The 14,873-nt window shown below is 66.3% G+C and carries 19 protein-coding genes; 9 read left to right on the plus strand and 10 right to left on the minus strand.

The features are described 5' to 3' along the window. Positions 1-86 precede the first annotated feature (86 nt). From QK291_RS02920 to QK291_RS02940, 5 genes are all read right to left on the minus strand, one after another. On the minus strand, positions 87-686 hold the full coding sequence (locus tag QK291_RS02920) for a thymidylate kinase (protein WP_348994554.1): 600 nt from the start codon (positions 684-686) through the stop codon (positions 87-89). A gap of 114 nt (positions 687-800) precedes the next feature. Next, positions 801-1,325, minus strand: coding sequence for a hypothetical protein (locus tag QK291_RS02925; RefSeq protein WP_282379022.1), 525 nt, complete (start codon positions 1,323-1,325; stop codon positions 801-803). A 34-nt stretch (positions 1,326-1,359) separates the two neighbouring features. Then, complete coding sequence (locus QK291_RS02930; protein WP_282379023.1) at positions 1,360-1,686, minus strand: GYD domain-containing protein; 327 nt, start codon at positions 1,684-1,686, stop codon at positions 1,360-1,362. A 112-nt stretch (positions 1,687-1,798) separates the two neighbouring features. Then, positions 1,799-2,275 carry an NUDIX domain-containing protein gene (locus QK291_RS02935; protein ID WP_282379024.1) on the minus strand — a complete coding sequence of 159 codons (477 nt, stop codon included), beginning with the start codon at positions 2,273-2,275 and terminating at the stop codon, positions 1,799-1,801. After that, complete coding sequence (locus QK291_RS02940) at positions 2,272-2,907, minus strand: hypothetical protein (RefSeq protein WP_282379026.1); 636 nt, start codon at positions 2,905-2,907, stop codon at positions 2,272-2,274. The genes QK291_RS02935 and QK291_RS02940 overlap by 4 nt, the downstream gene beginning before the upstream one ends. Before the next feature lie 106 nt (positions 2,908-3,013). Between QK291_RS02940 and QK291_RS02945 the strand changes: the two genes are divergently transcribed. After that, positions 3,014-4,222 carry an alanine racemase gene (locus QK291_RS02945; protein WP_282379028.1) on the plus strand — a complete coding sequence of 403 codons (1,209 nt, stop codon included), beginning with the start codon at positions 3,014-3,016 and terminating at the stop codon, positions 4,220-4,222. Positions 4,223-4,252: 30 nt separating this feature from the next. Here QK291_RS02945 and QK291_RS02950 read toward each other — a convergent pair whose 3' ends face one another. Beyond that, positions 4,253-5,167, minus strand: a complete 915-nt coding sequence (locus tag QK291_RS02950) for an MBL fold metallo-hydrolase (RefSeq protein ID WP_282379030.1) — start codon at positions 5,165-5,167, stop codon at positions 4,253-4,255. Continuing rightward, the gene (locus QK291_RS02955) at positions 5,164-5,592 is read right to left on the minus strand and encodes a helix-turn-helix domain-containing protein (RefSeq protein ID WP_282379031.1); all 429 of its coding nucleotides are present in this window, start codon (positions 5,590-5,592) and stop codon (positions 5,164-5,166) included. Before QK291_RS02955 ends, QK291_RS02950 begins: the two co-directional genes overlap by 4 nt. A 175-nt stretch (positions 5,593-5,767) precedes the next feature. Between QK291_RS02955 and QK291_RS19040 the strand changes: the two genes are divergently transcribed. From QK291_RS19040 to QK291_RS02980, 6 genes are all read left to right on the plus strand, one after another. Then, the gene (locus QK291_RS19040; RefSeq protein ID WP_348994550.1) at positions 5,768-6,352 is read left to right on the plus strand and encodes an NAD(P)H-binding protein; all 585 of its coding nucleotides are present in this window, start codon (positions 5,768-5,770) and stop codon (positions 6,350-6,352) included. Positions 6,353-6,369: 17 nt separating this feature from the next. Then, entirely contained in the window at positions 6,370-6,564 is a 195-nt protein-coding gene (locus QK291_RS19045) for a hypothetical protein (protein WP_348994551.1), read from the plus strand. A 453-nt stretch (positions 6,565-7,017) separates the two neighbouring features. Next, the gene (locus QK291_RS02965; RefSeq protein ID WP_282379033.1) at positions 7,018-8,148 is read left to right on the plus strand and encodes a DUF998 domain-containing protein; all 1,131 of its coding nucleotides are present in this window, start codon (positions 7,018-7,020) and stop codon (positions 8,146-8,148) included. A 24-nt stretch (positions 8,149-8,172) separates the two neighbouring features. Then, positions 8,173-9,894, plus strand: coding sequence for a SulP family inorganic anion transporter (locus tag QK291_RS02970; RefSeq protein ID WP_282379035.1), 1,722 nt, complete (start codon positions 8,173-8,175; stop codon positions 9,892-9,894). A gap of 108 nt (positions 9,895-10,002) precedes the next feature. Next, positions 10,003-11,619 (plus strand): MFS transporter, encoded by a 1,617-nt coding sequence (locus tag QK291_RS02975; protein WP_282379037.1) that lies wholly within the window; start codon positions 10,003-10,005, stop codon positions 11,617-11,619. Between the two features lie 195 nt (positions 11,620-11,814). Next, positions 11,815-12,201, plus strand: coding sequence for an SHOCT domain-containing protein (locus QK291_RS02980; RefSeq protein ID WP_282379040.1), 387 nt, complete (start codon positions 11,815-11,817; stop codon positions 12,199-12,201). A gap of 59 nt (positions 12,202-12,260) precedes the next feature. Here the strand turns inward: QK291_RS02980 and QK291_RS02985 are convergent, their stop codons facing one another. From QK291_RS02985 to QK291_RS02995, 3 genes are all read right to left on the minus strand, one after another. After that, positions 12,261-12,446 (minus strand): hypothetical protein, encoded by a 186-nt coding sequence (locus QK291_RS02985; RefSeq protein ID WP_282379041.1) that lies wholly within the window; start codon positions 12,444-12,446, stop codon positions 12,261-12,263. Positions 12,447-12,495: 49 nt separating this feature from the next. Next, positions 12,496-12,882 (minus strand): hypothetical protein, encoded by a 387-nt coding sequence (locus QK291_RS02990; RefSeq protein ID WP_282379043.1) that lies wholly within the window; start codon positions 12,880-12,882, stop codon positions 12,496-12,498. 89 nt (positions 12,883-12,971) lie between these two features. After that, on the minus strand, positions 12,972-13,433 hold the full coding sequence (locus tag QK291_RS02995; protein WP_282379045.1) for a hypothetical protein: 462 nt from the start codon (positions 13,431-13,433) through the stop codon (positions 12,972-12,974). 324 nt (positions 13,434-13,757) lie between these two features. Between QK291_RS02995 and QK291_RS03000 the strand changes: the two genes are divergently transcribed. Beyond that, positions 13,758-14,390: a DUF2252 family protein gene (locus tag QK291_RS03000; RefSeq protein WP_282379047.1), complete on the plus strand. Its 633-nt coding sequence runs from the start codon at positions 13,758-13,760 to the stop codon at positions 14,388-14,390. Then, positions 14,387-14,764 carry a PLD nuclease N-terminal domain-containing protein gene (locus QK291_RS03005; protein WP_282379049.1) on the plus strand — a complete coding sequence of 126 codons (378 nt, stop codon included), beginning with the start codon at positions 14,387-14,389 and terminating at the stop codon, positions 14,762-14,764. Before QK291_RS03000 ends, QK291_RS03005 begins: the two co-directional genes overlap by 4 nt. The last annotated feature ends 109 nt before the right edge of the window (positions 14,765-14,873 follow it).

Consider the following 14,873-nt stretch of genomic DNA (forward strand, 5'->3'; position numbering starts at 1 on the left):
GCCCGGCCGGGTCTGTGGCCCGTGCGGCCTCAGGCGGGCCCGGCCGGGTGGCCGGTCAGTGCGAACTCAGGCGGGGCCTTGCGGACTCAGGCGGGGCCGGCGGGGGAGTGTTCCCCGGCGGGCCCTCCGAAGGCACGGGTGATGGCGGCTTGCAGTCGGGCCAGCACCTCGGCCGGTGTCCCGTCGGCGGGGATGCTGGTAAACCCCGGGAATTCCGGGAGGGATCGGTACGCCCCGCGCAGGGACTCGAGGTCTTCGAGCCGCTCGGAGTCGGTGCCTCGCGCGAGGACCCGTGCGTGCGCTTCGCGGGGGGCAATGTCGAGGTAGATGAGCAGATCGGGCTGGGGGAGCGCACGGATGAGAAATGGAAGCACCCGGCCCCGGGGCAGTCCGTGCATCCGGCGCAGCGCGAGCTGGCAGTGCAGGTCCCGGTCCATGACCACCAGGCCGTGAAATCGCCTCGCGCGGCGGTGCGAATTCAGGACGTTAACGGTCCGGACTGTCGTTTCAAGAACGTCCGCCAGCCGCGGAGGCACGTGAACCCCGAGCCTGGCACTGATGAGGGACATCTGTCGGCGACCGGCATAATTTCCGAGAAAAAGGGCGCCGTTCCCCTCGCCACGGGCGGCACCTACCAGGGCGCGTGCCGCCGTCGTTTTTCCTGAACCGTCAATTCCGGTGAGCACGATCAGCAAACAATCTCCTTGGGTGGGGTGAATGGTGGGCCGCTACCCTCCCCAACGAATGGAAGCTCGGCTTGATCCCCCGGCTGGGCGGTCCGCGGTGCCGCGGTGCCGCGGTCAGAGATTGTGCGCCAGCAGTTCGAGCCCGATGACCACCAGGCTTAACACTACTTCGGCAAACATGATCAGGGCTTTGTGGCGGAACGGCAGGTCGAGTCGCCGGATCGCGAGGTAGCCGACGACGAGGAGTGTTACCACAAGGACGACGGTTGCCCACTGCAAGGCCACGGCAGTCGACCAGAGTCCGAGGCCGGCCGCCGTGAGGAGCAGGAGCGGAGTCACCAGGACGCTGAGGGCCTCCGTGCTGACGGCGATCATGTGGTGCAGTTCCTGGCCGCTGGGGAGCTGGGCGTGGACCGTCAGATGGCTCAGCAGGTCCGCGACGAAGATCCCGAGCAGGGAACCTATGACCACGATGCTGAGGGTCACGGCCGCGGCAGCGGGCGTCGTCTCGTCTGCGTGGCTCCGCAGGGCCAGCACCACAGCCAGGCTGGTGAAGCTGATGTAGACGCGCTCTTTGAGGCTCGCCGCGCGATGGACGGCAGACAGCTCAGGCCGCCCGGCCGGTTCGATGGCATTCATCGGGGGAGTCCTGTCTGTGCGTGGGACGGGATCGTCAGGTGCCGGGAGCCCGGTACCCGACCTCCGCGGCCATCCGCAAGGCGTCCAGCGTTTCGTCGACGGTCAGCAGCACCGTTGTTTCCAGCGAACTTAATGCTCCGCCTCCCGTGATGGCCAGCGCCACCGCGGCCATGGACACGTTGTTCGGGGCCTCCCACAGGTTGTAGCCGTCGTGGCTGCCGAAGGCGTACCAGAAGCCGTGGAGCTTACCGCCGACCGATTCGATATAGGCCTGGGCGGCTTTGCCGCGGTCTTCCGGGTTCTGGATCATCCTGGCCCAGGTCTCAGGGGTATAGCTGAACTTCGACAGATAGAGCGGCATCGTCTTTCCCTTTCGTTCGCTTCCGGGAGTACGGATTACCCAAGGATGGCAGTCCGCTGCCGGCCCAGCAATGGCAGCCGGCGGTCAGGGAGAGGGCCGGGGGACGCGCCGATCAGGTGCCGCAGCTCTCGAGACGTTGGATCAGAGCGTCAAGGATCGGCAGTTGGCCGCTGACCAGCCTGCTGCGGGCCTCCTCCACCCCGGTCCATGTGGCATCGTCGACCTCGGGGTAGTTCCGGACCGTGCCGGATCCCTTCGGCCACTCGAGGGCGAAGGTGTTGCTCAGGATCCGTTCGGGAGCAAAATCGGACTCGGCCGTGAAGACCGTGATGACCTTTCCCGAGGGTTGCCGGAAGGCGCCGAGTTCGTCGTAGCTGGCGGACGGTGCAGGGGTCCCCACTTCCTCGCCGAACTCGCGTTCCGCGGCGGCCAGCGGGTCCTCGTCTGGAAGGTACTCGCCCTTGGGAATCGACCAGGCGCGGGCATCCTTGCGCGCCCAGAACGGTCCGCCCATATGGGCTATCCACACCTCAACGTCGCCTCCTCCGCGCCGGCGGTACAGCAGGATGCCAGCGCTCCGAACTGTCATGGCGCACGTCCTGTCCGGGGCGGCCCGGGGTAGTGGTCCCGCACTGCCCCGCCGCCGCTGGCCGGGAGGAACTGGCGGTTCCGGATCCGTGATTCGCCGAAGTCGATGGCCAACGGGTTGATGGGCCATGGTCCGCGGCCCCTCGACTTGGGGCGGCCGACGGCGATGTGCGGTGTCCAGCGGGGGTACCGGAAACCGAGGGCGCCTGAGCCGAGGATGAAGTCATCGACGTTGTCCACCAGCAGCTCGTCCAGCAGTTCATGCAGCGACGTCACGAGGGAAACCTGGTAGTCCCGCACATGCGGGGGCACCTCCACTTCCAGCCCGCTGACGCGTCCGCCGCCCAGCAGGACCAGACGCTTGGACGTCCCGGAAAAACCTGCCAGCACGGGCAGCCCTTCCAACCAGGAGACCGCCGTGGCGGCGGCGTCCTCGGCGGTGGTGATGCCCCTGGTCCACTCCGCGACGTCCCGGGCGAAGTCCGCCAGGACGCCGATGTGCAGCAGGGTCAGGTGCAGCCCCTGTTGCCGGCGCAACGCGTCGACCTGGCTGCCCAGTTCCTCGTAGTCAGCGGGTCCGGAGCCGATGGTGAGTACCGGGACCTCCAGCGTGATGCGCGGCGGTGTTTCCATTCGGTCCCCTCCTGTCCGCAGTGGCTGCTGGCTCTCGGTGCCATTATCCTCCCGGGCGGCGAACCTGGCAGGTCGAATCCGGCCGGTGCCATGGCAGAATAGCCCCGTGAGCAGCCCGATCCAGCCCCAGAGCGGAGCCGATGACAATGTCGCGCCGGGGCTGCCGGCAGCCCCGGCGTATCCACAATTGCGGCTCAATATCGCTGCCCTCGACAACAACATCCGGGTGATGGCCGCCTGGTGCCGGCAGCGGGGCGTGGAGCTGGCCCCCCACGTCAAGACAACGATGTCCGCGCCGGTCATCGCCCGTCAGCTGGCTGCCGGCGCCGTCGGCGTCAGTGTCGCCACTGCGGACCAGGTCGCAGCGGCCCTGGGCTGGGGACACCGGCACGTTCTTGTGGCCAACGAGATCGTGGACCAACGCGGCCTGTTGCGTCTCCGCTCCTGGCTGGAGGAAGATTCCGGGAGGGAAATCCGGTGTTTCGTGGATTCCGCTGCCGGTGTCGAGGCGGCAGCCCGGGTGTTCGCCGGGGCCACCGTCAGCCTCGAGGTGCTGATCGACGTCGGGACACCGGGCGGCCGCACTGGTACCCGGAGCCTCGACGAGGCCCTTCGCCTGGCTGGGCTGGTCCACGGGACGCCAGGCCTCCGGCTCGTCGGTGTTGCCGGCTACGAAGGCGTCGTGCCCAACAGCCGGTCGGAGTCCACGGTGGACGCCGTCGACCGGCACTGCAGGCTGGTGCGGGATGTCTATCTGGCCGCCGCGCAGTACTTCGAGACCGCCGCCCCCGTCTACTCCATGGGCGGGTCCGCCTTCCCGGACCGCGTTGTGGAGTACCTTCCGGAGGACAGCCTGGTGCCCGGAACCCGGAGGATCCTCCGGTCCGGCTGCTACGTCACCCACGATCATGGCACCTACGCCAGCGTCAGCCCGGTGCCGGGCCTAATTCCCGCGCTGTCGGTCCGGGCCGTCGTCCTGTCCACCCCCGAAACGGGTATGGCCGTCGTCGGGGCCGGCAAACGGGACCTGCCCTACGACGCCGGGCTGCCGGTCTTCCTGTCAGCCCACACCGCGGACGGCGCCTCCAGGGACGGGGCGACCGCCGAGGTGCGGAACCTGTTCGACCACCACGCCGTCCTTACCGGGGTGAGCGGGCTGGACGTCACCGATGTGGTCGACTTCGGGATATCCCACCCCTGCTCGGCGTTCGACCGCTGGCCCGAATACGTCGTCACCGACGGCGGCGGTCAGGCCACCGGAGTGTGGCACACGGATTACAACCGGTCCTCCGTGGCCGAGAGCCGGTGGCCGTGACGTGTCGCTGCCGCAGGCTTTGGGGCAGCGCTACCGGCCCGGTGACCGGAAGAGGCCGACAGCCCGGAACAGCCCGAAACGGACGGACTGGGCAGCGGACTCCAGCCGGCAGGGCCCGTTCCAGATGATGAAATTCGGGTAACGGTGCGCCCCGGGGCGGCCGGCGATCCGGCCGGCCGCGTCCCGGACCGCGTGCAGATCCCCGACCGTCAGGGGAAGGGGCGCTTCACCGGGGTGCCGGGTTGAGCCGAGCGGAAAGTCCCTGAACGCCCGGGCCGACATTTCGATGTGGGCGCCAAGTACCGCCCTGACCGGATGTGCCGCGCTGAAGTCGCAGAGGGCACGCAGCGAATCCTCGAAGGCCGGAAAATCCTGCACATAGAGCCGGCCGGGATAGACCGTGTCGCCGGTGAGCAGCATGCCCGTGGCCTCGTCATAAATGGCGACGGCGGAAGGATGGTGCCCCGGCGTCGGTATCACCTCAAGCACCCGGCCGCCAAGGTCCAGGCGGGCCGTGCCGCGGGGCCAGTCGGCGATCCCGAAGAACGAGGCAACCTCCGCGGCGGAATGTCCCACGACGCGGGTGCGGGGCCGGTCAGTGAACTGCCCGTCACCGGCGACGTGGTCCCCGTGGGCGTGCGAGTGGGCGACGATGAGTTCGTAACCAGCCCTGGGGTGTGCGCGCAGCCAGCCGTCCATGAGGGTGTCCACTACCGCCCGCAGGGGAAATCCGGAGGCGTCAGCCGTCGCGCCCGTATCAAGAAGGAAGGCACGGTCCTCGCCGAACAGCAGATAGAGGAACGGTGCCTCGAAATTCGTCTTGATGCTCTGCCGGAGCAGAACCGTGCCGGGCGCGGCCTGGTGCACCTGGATCGGCGGGGCCGCGCCGCGGCGCCCGGACCCCGTACCCGCGTACCAGCGCACATCAAGATCGAGTTCCGTCACGGCGCTGCTGATCCGTCCGCGGCGTCCACGGCCTCCCCGGAGCCGGCGGCGCCGGAGGAGCGGACGATTTCGTCGGCGTGCTCCGCAATCCAGGTCACCAGCGGAAGCAGCACAGCGGCAAGCTCCCGGCCACGGTCGCTGAGGCGGTATTCGACCCTGGGCGGGATGACCGGCTGGGCCTCGCGATGGAGGAAGCCGTCCCCTTCCAGTGTTCTGAGGGTTTGGGCGAGCATCTTCTCGCTGATGCCTTCGGCCCGACGTCGAAGTTCGCTCCAGCGCTGCGGGCCGTTCCACAGCGCGACCAGAATCAGCACGCCCCATTTGCTGGAGACGTGATCGAGGACCGTGCGGCTGGGGCAACCGGCCGGAAAGATCCCATCTGCGCCCTGCCGGGGAGCCAGGACGCCCTCTGTACTAACTTTCATAGCAGTACCTTACTTCAAAGTGCGTACTCTCTTTCGGGAAGTATCGCCGTCGCGGTGCCGTTTCGTATGGATATCAGCCATGCCCGTGAAAGGACCATCACGACCATCGTTATCACCGGCGCGACCGGACAGCTTGAGGGCCTAGCTGTTGAAGCCCTTCTCGAAAGCGGCGTGCGTGCCCGCGGGGCAGATCGTGGCCGCCGGACGGGATCTGGCCAAGGTCGCAGACCTCGCCGGCCGTGGCGTCCAGGCCCGCCAGATCGACTACCATGACCCGGCCTCCCTGCGGCGGGCCTTCGCCGGTGCCGGCAAGGTGCTGCTGATCTCCGGCAGTGACGTCGGCCAGCGCCTTGAGCAGCAGCGGAATGCCATCGAGGCAGCCAAGGATGCCGGCGTAGGGCTGATCGCCTACACCAGCATCGCCAACGCCAGCCGCACGGATTTGCAGTTGGCGGCGGAACACCAGGCCACGGAAGAGGCCCTGTCGGCATCCGGTCTGCCGTTCACACTGCTCCGCAACGGCTGGTATCTGGAGAGCTACACGGACCAGCTGGGCAGCTACCTCCAGCAGGGCGCCATGCCGGCAGCGCGGGAGACGGCCGGGTCAGCGCGGCCACCCGAGCCGGCCATGCCCGCGCCGCCGCGGCGGTGCTCCTCCGCGATGACCAGGCCGGGAAGGTCTACGAGCTCGGCGGCGACGTGCCCTTCACCCTCTGCGAGCTGGCGGAGGAAGTCAGTGCCGCCGCCGGGCGGCCGGTGACCTACCGGGACCTGCCCGTGACGGAATACGCGGAGCTGCTGGTGGGTGCCGGACTGCCCGCCGGCTACGCGGCCATCCATGCGGACAGCGACCGGGGCATCGCGCGGGGTGAACTCCTCGTCACCAGCGGTGACCTCAGCAGGCTCATCGGCCGGCCCACGACTTCCCTGCGCGAGGCGGTGCGGGCGGCTACGGCCGTGAACCGCGGCTAGGCTCCAGGCCCTTGCCGGGCGTCTCAGGAGCCCGATCACGCCTGGCGGCAGAGGCGCCCTTGGCCAGTGGCCAGGGGGCCGACGACCGCTGGGGGAGAGAACCCCGGTCTCAGAGGGCTCTCATGCGTCGCCGACCCCGTCTCACACCGGACCCCACGGCCCGGCAAGTAGAGGTACTCGGTCCCATACGCCGCAACGTTACAGCAGGGGCGCGGACCTACTACCATTCAACACCTTGTATGCAAGAACGGCGAGAGGAATCTGGTGTGCTTCACAAGGTTCGGTGGGAGCGATTCATCCTTGCCGGGTGACGGCACCGGGCCCGGGCGGTCGTAGCGTTGGCGGTATCCGGAATCAGACCGAGCCCGCGGAGTTTCGCCCCAGCAGGACGAGCCGCCGGTGACGGCGGCTCTCCGGGACCCCCACAGCCCAGGCGAGGCGAAGTGAAGGATGATGACACTGAAGAAGCATGGTGCAGTCACGGCCGAGTCGCGGGCCCTCGTCATCGGCAGTGCGGGCTTCCTTCTCCTCGGCGTGGTCGCGTTCCTGCTGGTGGGGCGGGAGCCTGTCGCCTTGTCCGGACGGGGTTCGGCGGGCGACATCGCCGCGCTCGGGACGGCGGTCCTGGGTGCCGCAGCGGTGGTGGCAGGTTCCCTACAACGCCGTGCACAGGAATCTTCTGAGCCCGCCGCGGGCGGCCGGACACGCCATAACATCGACATCGCCGCCCTCGCGCTGGCCCATGCCTGTGTCTTTCTGCTCGGCTGGCTGGCGCTGTTCTCGATTTTCCAGCGGGCGTTCGCGGGTGCAGTGCTGTACCCCCTGGCCGCGGCAATCCTCGTCGGGGCCACGGGGGCCATCAGTGCCTACATCGCGTACCTGTCGGCAGTCACCATGAACGCCTACCGACTCGCCGCGCTCCTCGCCGTCTTCCTCGTCACGGGTGTGCTGACGAGCATGCTCACCGCAGAGGACCCGCAGTGGTGGCAGGAAAACCTCAGTGCCCTGGGCACGAGTTCCGACGTCTCCGGAGCGGCGTTCAACGTCACGCTGATCGTTGCCGGCGTCGTGGTCACCACCCTGGCCGGATACTCGACCAGGACGCTCCAATCGACGGCGGACACCGCGCCCTCGCGCCGCCGGGTCCGGCGGCTGGAAGGCGGCATCATCCTCATCGGCATTCTCCTCGCCTGCGTGGGATTGTTCCCCGTCGATGAGCAGTTCTGGCTCCACACCGCGGCAGCGTCCGGCATGGTGGTGGTGTTCGGAACCCTGATTGTCCGCATGCGGTCGCTGGTCCCCTCGATCCCGGCGACGTTCAACGTGCTGGGGCTGGTCTTCCTGGCGGTCATCGCCTTCGCCGTGGTGTTGTACTTTCCGGTCGGCTACTACAACCTCACCGCCGTGGAGCTCATTGCCGCTTCGCTGGTCTTTGCCTGGCTGATCGTTCTGATCCGCAACCTCGCCGCCGTCGACGTTGACGAGCTCGCGGCCGACCCGCCGGCACATCCGCAGTCCCAGCACACCGACACCGCCGGCAATACCGCGGCACCCGGAACGGACAGGACCGCCACGGGGTCCTAAAGAGAACGCGACAGGGGACGAGAGATGAAGAAATCGCAGCGGGGACGCCCGACCGGGCTGCCCATCGCCGGCCAGCTCCGCTCCTACGACCACGACTGGCTGAGGGGCGACCTAATCGCCGGGCTGACCGTCGCGGCCCTGATCGTTCCCAAGAATCTTGGGTATGCCGGAATCGCGGGGATCCCGCTGCAGAACGGACTCTATGCGGCGGCTGCCGGCGCGATCGTGTACGGGATCTTCGGCTCGTGCCGGCAGATCTCGATGGGCCCAAGTTCGGGCCTGGCGGCGGTGGCCGCGAGTGCGGTGCTCGCGGCCAACATCACCAGCGGGCCGGATGTCGCGTCGTTCGTCGCTGGAATCACCCTCGCCTCAGGAGTCCTGTTCCTGCTGCTTGCCGTCCTCAGGATGGGCTGGATTGCGCAATTCCTCTCGCGGGCGGTGGTCACCGGTTTCCTCTTCGGCGCGGCGATCGACGTTGTGATCGGGGAACTTCCAAAGCTCACCGGCACCGAGGTCACCGGCTCCAACCCGATCCAGGAACTGCGGTCGTGGCTCGGGACCCTGAGCGAGGCGCACCAGACCACTGTCGTCGCGGGCGTTGTCTCGCTCGTTGTGGTCTTCGGGCTGAAGGCGATCGCGCCCCGAGTCCCCGGCGCCCTGGTCCTCGTGGTGGGCGGACTGCTGGCGGCGGCGGTGTTCGATCTCGGGGCCAAGGGAGTGGCGCTGGTGGGTGATGTGCCCAGCGGGCTGCCGCGTGCGGAAATCCCGGACGGCCAGCTGATGTGGGACAACGCGGGAACCGTGGCCCTCGCGGCGGTGGCGCTGGTCCTGATCGGCTTTTCCCAGACCGCGGGGGATGCGCGGGCGTTCGCCGCCAAGCACCGCTACCAGATTGACATCAACCAGGAGTCCATTGCCCAGTCGTTCGCCAACATGGCCGCGGGGATCTTCAAGGGGATGCCCGTGTCGACGAGCCTGTCGGCGAGTTCGCTCAACGACCACTCCGGAGCGAAGACCGGCCTGGCCTCACTCACCTCCGGTGCCACCGTCCTGCTCACCCTGCTGTTTCTGGCGCCGCTCTTCTCGATCCTGCCCAAACCGGTGCTGGCGGCGCTGATCATCGAAGCCGTTGTCATGGGCATGATGAACGTTCCGGAGATGCGGCGGCTGGCCCGGGTGCAAAGGTTTGATTTCTGGATTGCCGTCGCAGCCATTGTCGGCACCCTCATCTTCGGAGTCCTCGCGGGCGTCATCATCGGGATCGGACTCTCGCTCATCTGGCTCATCGGGGTGGCGACCCACCCGGAGATGCCGTCCCTCGGACGGGAACGGGGCACGCAGGTCTTCCGCGAAGCGGCCGAGCATCCCGGTGACGAGGTGATTCCCGGGGTAGCCGTGATCCGGTTCGACGGCGGCCTCTTCTTCGCCACCGCGGACGCACTGGAGGATCGGCTGCGCGAGACGATCCACTCGACGTCCGGCCTCACCGGCATCGTCCTGGACTGCGGCGGGATCAATTTCGTCGACTCCCAGGGCGCCGCGAAGATGGCAGACATCGCGGACCTCGCCCGGGAGGCCGGCATCACCCTGCGCCTGGCCCGGCTGAAACCCGCCGTCCGGGCCACCCTGGCCAGGGACGGGGTGATCGAGCGCAACGGCGCGGAGCGAATCCACGGCAACATCTACCGTGCAGTGGAGGCGGAAGAGGCTGCGGCGGACAAGGCGCGCGACGAGCAGCAGGGGTAGCAGCCTGGCCGCAAGGTCACCCGCCGGGAATGATCTGCCCGGCATACCGAGTGGCTAGCTTTGGGGGAGCGGCACAGCACATCCGACAAGCCCGGGAGTCGATGAGAGATGAAAGAGCCGAACGACGACGGCACCCTGGCGGAGCGCTCTAACACTCCGGCGGAGCCCTTTAACAACAGGCTCGCGCTGCTGCTGGCGATGGCGATGTTTGTGCTGGTGGTCGACACATCGATCATGAACGTTTCGATCTCCGCAGTGGTGAGGGATATTGGCTCGACCGTCAGCGGCCTCCAGTCAGCGATTGCGCTCGAAGCGCTGGTTTCCGCTGCTTTCATCCTGATCGGCGGAAAAATCGGCGACTTGATCGGGCGGAAGCGCGCCTACGTGATCGGGCTGGTCTGTTACGCCATCGGCGCCGTGGCGATGACGATCGCGCAGACCCTCCTGCCGATCATCATCTTCTGGGCCGTGATCGGCGGCCTGGGCGCCTCGCTCCTGCTGCCCGCCATGCAGTCCCTCATCCACGGCAATTTCGAGGGGGCTGCGCAGAAACGTGTCTATGCGCTGGTCGGGGCCTCGGCGGCGATCGCCGCTGCGGTGGGGCCCCTTCTCGGCGGGTTCATCACCACGTTCCTGTCCTGGCGCGTCGCTTTCATGCTTGAGGCCCTGATCATCGCGGTCGTGCTGTCCGGCATCAAACTCGTTCGCGACGTGCCATTCGAGGGATCCCGGGAACTGGATGTCTTCGGATCGATCCTGTCCATCGTGGGCATGGGCGGCGTCGTGCTCGGCATCCTGGTCTGGCAGGAAGGCGGCGAATCGGTGGGCGCACTCCTGGCCGTCGGCGCGGTCGGACTCGGCGGCTTGGTCTACTGGCTCATTCAGCGCAAACGCCGCGACAAGCCGACACTGCTGGACCCGGATCTCTTCCAGTCGAAAGCGTTCCGCTTTGGTGCCACGGGCCAGCTGCTCCAGCAGATCGCCCTCGGCGGCACGATGATCGTGCTGCCCATCTACCTGCAGATGGTGCTCGGATACAACGCGATGCAGTCGGGGCTGTCGATCGCCCCGCTTTCGCTCACGATGTTCGCGGTGGCCATGCTCGCCGGGAAGAGGCCCGGGACGCGGCGCCCGGCGAGCCTCATAAGGTGGGGCTTCCTGCTCCTGATTGTGGGTCTGGTGGTGCTGGTTCCGATCGTGCCGCGCGCGGACTCCGGCTGGTGGCTCCTGATCCCGCTGATCATCGCAGGTGGTGGCCTGGGGCTACTGGTATCCCAGCTTAACAACTACACACTGTCCCCCATTTCGGACGAACGGGTCAGCGAGGCCGCCAGCGTGAACTCCGCCGCAGGGTCGTTCGGTCTGTCGTTCGGGCTGGCGTTCGCCGGCGGCATCATGCTGGCATCGCTCTCGTCCATCTTCATCGGCATGGCCACGTCCAGCACGGTACTCGCGCCCGATCAGCAGCAGCAGGTCTCGCAGAGCCTGGAACAGGACGCGCAGGTGATGAGCGATGCGCAACTCGAGGAACTCCTCGCCGGCCAACCGGAGGACGTCGCGGACGAGATCATCCGCATCAACACGGAGGCACGGCCCCTGGCGCTCCAGGTCGCATTGTTCATTCCGATTCTTGCCGGCCTCGCCGGCCTCGGCACCTCCTTCCGCATGATGAGGCTTCAGGATTCCAAGCCTTCCGGTGCCGGGGAAGGCGCGATCCTGGGTTGAGTTTTGCCGGTGCCGCTCCCACCCGGGAATTCACCCTCAGCGGATGAGGAATTCGCCGGGGTTCCGGGCAGAAGATGTTTATACCGGCCAATGGTCAGGCTGCCAGGCGACGACCCAGACCTGCAGTTAGCTCCATTCCCACCCGAGGCTGCGTCCACGTACAAAGCCCACATCCATTGAAAGTAGGGAAGCCAAATGAGTTTCTGGGATAACTTTTGGGACATTTTCTGGTGGTTCATTTATGTGTACGTTTTCTTCGCGTTCCTGTTCGCGCTGTTCGCTATCATTGGGGACATCTTTCGCGACAAGGAGCTGAACGGCTGGTTGAAAGCAGTCTGGATCGTGTTCCTGGCCTTCCTGCCGATCCTGGGCGTCCTGGTGTACCTGATTGCCCGCGGCAAGGGCATGACCGAGAGGATGACGGAACGCTCCCGCCAGCACCGGGAAGCCTCGGAAGCGTACATCCGCCAAGTGGCCGCACCGAGCCCAACCGAAGAGATTTCCAAGGCCAAGGCCCTGCTGGACTCCGGAGCCATCAGCCCCGACGAGTTCGAAAAGATCAAAAGCAGCGTCGTGGTCTGACGCCCGGCGCTCTGCCGTCGCAGCTCTGAGCGGTACCGAAAGGTCCGTTCAGAGCTGCACTACGGTGTAACAGGGTCCGTTGGGGCAACGGCGGTTCCCGGACGCTGGTTTGAAACCTCGCCCTTGTCGCGCCGGAAGCACGGGGTCTCATCGAGCATCTGCTGGGCCTCCGGCGGGGAGGCATCTTTGATGGACACCGGGTGGCCATCCGGGTACTTTTCTTCGGACAACGTATCGATCTTCATGAGCGCAGGCCAACGTTGCAAGCGATCACGTCAACGGAGGTGTCAGGTGTCAGCTCATGACCCTGGTCTTGATCCTTTGGAACTCGTCAGGGCTGATGGTTCCGGAGTCCAGCAGGGCCTTGGCCTTGGAGATCTCCTCGGTTGGGCTCCCAGTGGCTACCTGGCGGATGTACGCATCGGCGGCCTCCTGGTCTTGACGGGCCCGTTCCATGGACCGCTCGGTCATGCCCTTGCCGCGGGCAATCATGTACACCAGGAGCGTCAAGAACGGTACGAAGGCCAGGAAGATGAACCAGACGGCTTTCCACCAGCCGCTCAGTTGATGGTCGCGGAATAGGTCGGCGATGACAATGAACAGCGCGTATAAGAAGGCGAAGATTGCATAGACAATAAAGAACCACCAGAAGATATCCCAGAAATTTTCCCAGAAACTCACTTGGCATCCCTACTTTCGATTGTTGCGGCTTGAACCTTTTTGCAGGCTTGTCCGAAATTGGCGCCGGATACACGCGCCCGTAACTGTCGTCAGCACTGAACATCGGTCACGAGGTCGCTCAGTGCGGCCTGGACGTTGGCAGCTTCGGCCCGAAGAGAGTCGGCCGCCGCGGTGAGTGTGGTGACGTTGTCGATCTCATTGACGGCCGAAGCGAACTTGTCCTCAGCCGACCTGACGGCGTCCACCCGCCCCTTGGCCTCGCCCCCTATCGCCGTGACAAGGTCGTTGTAGGTCTTGACCACCCGATCCCGTGCCGCGCGGACCTGCTCCACCGTGGCGCCCGGCACGAGGGCTTCCTTGAAGCCGGTCAGGGCGTCGGCAAGGGCATCTGCGGCGGCGCAGACCGGGGAAACGGTTGCCTGCGGAGTGGACGTGCTCGATTGCGGCGTGGAGGTGCCCGCTGGAGGGCTGGCGGTCGTGCAGCCGGCGAGAAGCGCGGACGCGGCAGCGAGCGCCTGCAATCGTGCCAGGACAGGTTGTGGTCTCGACATTGGTAGCCCCTCTCAGATGGGCATTCGCCTGGCAGCCCAAACAGTGCAGGTAAGACCATCGTTAGCCCGTGCCGAGCCGCGTGGATCATCCTGCGGGGGTGATATCGGGGGCCGCTGCAGGCACGTATCGGCCCCACAACAGGGGCCCTCCGATCCGCTCCGCCTCGTCGGTAAGCGGGCAGGTTCGGGGCCGGAGGACTCTGTTCCGGCGGGGGGAGGATTGTGGGATGATGCCGTCATGCGCGGCAAAGAACTGATGAATTCGCTGGCTATCTGGAAGCTTGGGGCCTGTTCACATCCACTCGCCTACGGCACGGGCCGGCCGTGAAAACCGCACAGGGCCAGGAACACAAAAATTTGATCGCCCGTGCCCGCTCCGCAGGGCGGGAGGCGCGGAATTCGCTGCCACGCAAGGATTTCGCCGCCCTCACGCTGCCGGAGCGGGACCCTGTCGGAATCCTGGAAGGTCAGCATGCCACCCGTCTGGCTGACCTCATACCGGTGCGAGTGGGGCGGATGCTGGAAACGCCGTTTTCCTTCTACCGCGGTGCCGCAGCAGTCATGGCCCATGACTTGGCCGAATCCCCGGTCACGGGTCACACGCTTTGCTGGATAAAGGACGTGAAGGGTGATGACGGGCGGAAACGGGACTTCTACATCGGCCAGTTCCGTGACATGAAGGGCTCCTTCACCCTGGCGGAGATGAACGACCAGGAGACCTCGGACTACGGCAGTCTGTGCGGGGCCTACTCGCACGGGCCCACTCGCAAAGCCCCGGCAGCGCCTTCCTTCACGGGTATCTGGGCGGCAGCGAAGCCTTCGACGATGCGCTGGCAGATTGAGCCAGAAGCTTTGCGGACCAAACGGAAGCCGACCATGCCGCGCTGGAACAAGCGGTCCAATCGGGGCGGCTGCCCGCTGAACGCGGCGTGTAGCGTCTGGGAGGAATGGCCATGACTTTCTGGGACTTCTTTTGGCTCATGATTTCGTTTCTACTCTATGTGTCCTATCTGGTGGTCCTCTTTCTGATCGTCAAGGACATTTTCGCTGATTCCACACGTACCGGATGGAGCAAGGCAGTCTGGGTGCTGGTTCTGCTTTTTCTGCCGGTTATCGGTGGTCTGGCCTATCTGATAGCCCATGGGCAGTCCATGTCCCTGCGGCAGGCGGCCCGGAACGATGTGGCAAGGGAAAATCTCGACGACTACGTCCGCCGGATGGCCGGGACCAATCCCGCCGAACAGATCGCCCAGGCCAAGACCTTGATGGACGACGGCGCACTGACGGCCGAGGAATTCACCGCGCTCAAGCAACGCGTGCTTCGCCTGTAACGCGGTACGCCGGACATCGGCGGACGCCTCACCCGCGGGAGGTGATGCGCGGCCGCCTTGCCCGGTGCTGGAATTGTGAGGATACCCACCTGAGCAGAAGGAGAATGAC

It is taken from the genome of Arthrobacter sp. AL12, assembly GCF_029960645.1.
GTDB lineage: Bacteria > Actinomycetota > Actinomycetes > Actinomycetales > Micrococcaceae > Arthrobacter.

What these genes read in the sequence shown, in the direction of transcription:
- QK291_RS02925 (WP_282379022.1), bottom strand. Translation starts at nt 1,325, where the DNA reads ATGAATGCCATCGAACCGGCCGGGCGGCCTGAGCTGTCTGCCGTCCAT.
- QK291_RS02930 (WP_282379023.1), bottom strand. Translation starts at nt 1,686, where the DNA reads ATGCCGCTCTATCTGTCGAAGTTCAGCTATACCCCTGAGACCTGGGCC.
- QK291_RS02935 (WP_282379024.1), bottom strand. Translation starts at nt 2,275, where the DNA reads ATGACAGTTCGGAGCGCTGGCATCCTGCTGTACCGCCGGCGCGGAGGA.
- QK291_RS02940 (WP_282379026.1), bottom strand. Translation starts at nt 2,907, where the DNA reads ATGGAAACACCGCCGCGCATCACGCTGGAGGTCCCGGTACTCACCATC.
- QK291_RS02955 (WP_282379031.1), bottom strand. Translation starts at nt 5,592, where the DNA reads ATGAAAGTTAGTACAGAGGGCGTCCTGGCTCCCCGGCAGGGCGCAGAT.
- QK291_RS02965 (WP_282379033.1), top strand. Translation starts at nt 7,018, where the DNA reads ATGACACTGAAGAAGCATGGTGCAGTCACGGCCGAGTCGCGGGCCCTC.
- QK291_RS02970 (WP_282379035.1), top strand. Translation starts at nt 8,173, where the DNA reads ATGAAGAAATCGCAGCGGGGACGCCCGACCGGGCTGCCCATCGCCGGC.
- QK291_RS02975 (WP_282379037.1), top strand. Translation starts at nt 10,003, where the DNA reads ATGAAAGAGCCGAACGACGACGGCACCCTGGCGGAGCGCTCTAACACT.
- QK291_RS02980 (WP_282379040.1), top strand. Translation starts at nt 11,815, where the DNA reads ATGAGTTTCTGGGATAACTTTTGGGACATTTTCTGGTGGTTCATTTAT.
- QK291_RS02985 (WP_282379041.1), bottom strand. Translation starts at nt 12,446, where the DNA reads ATGAAGATCGATACGTTGTCCGAAGAAAAGTACCCGGATGGCCACCCG.
- QK291_RS02995 (WP_282379045.1), bottom strand. Translation starts at nt 13,433, where the DNA reads ATGTCGAGACCACAACCTGTCCTGGCACGATTGCAGGCGCTCGCTGCC.
- QK291_RS03005 (WP_282379049.1), top strand. Translation starts at nt 14,387, where the DNA reads ATGACTTTCTGGGACTTCTTTTGGCTCATGATTTCGTTTCTACTCTAT.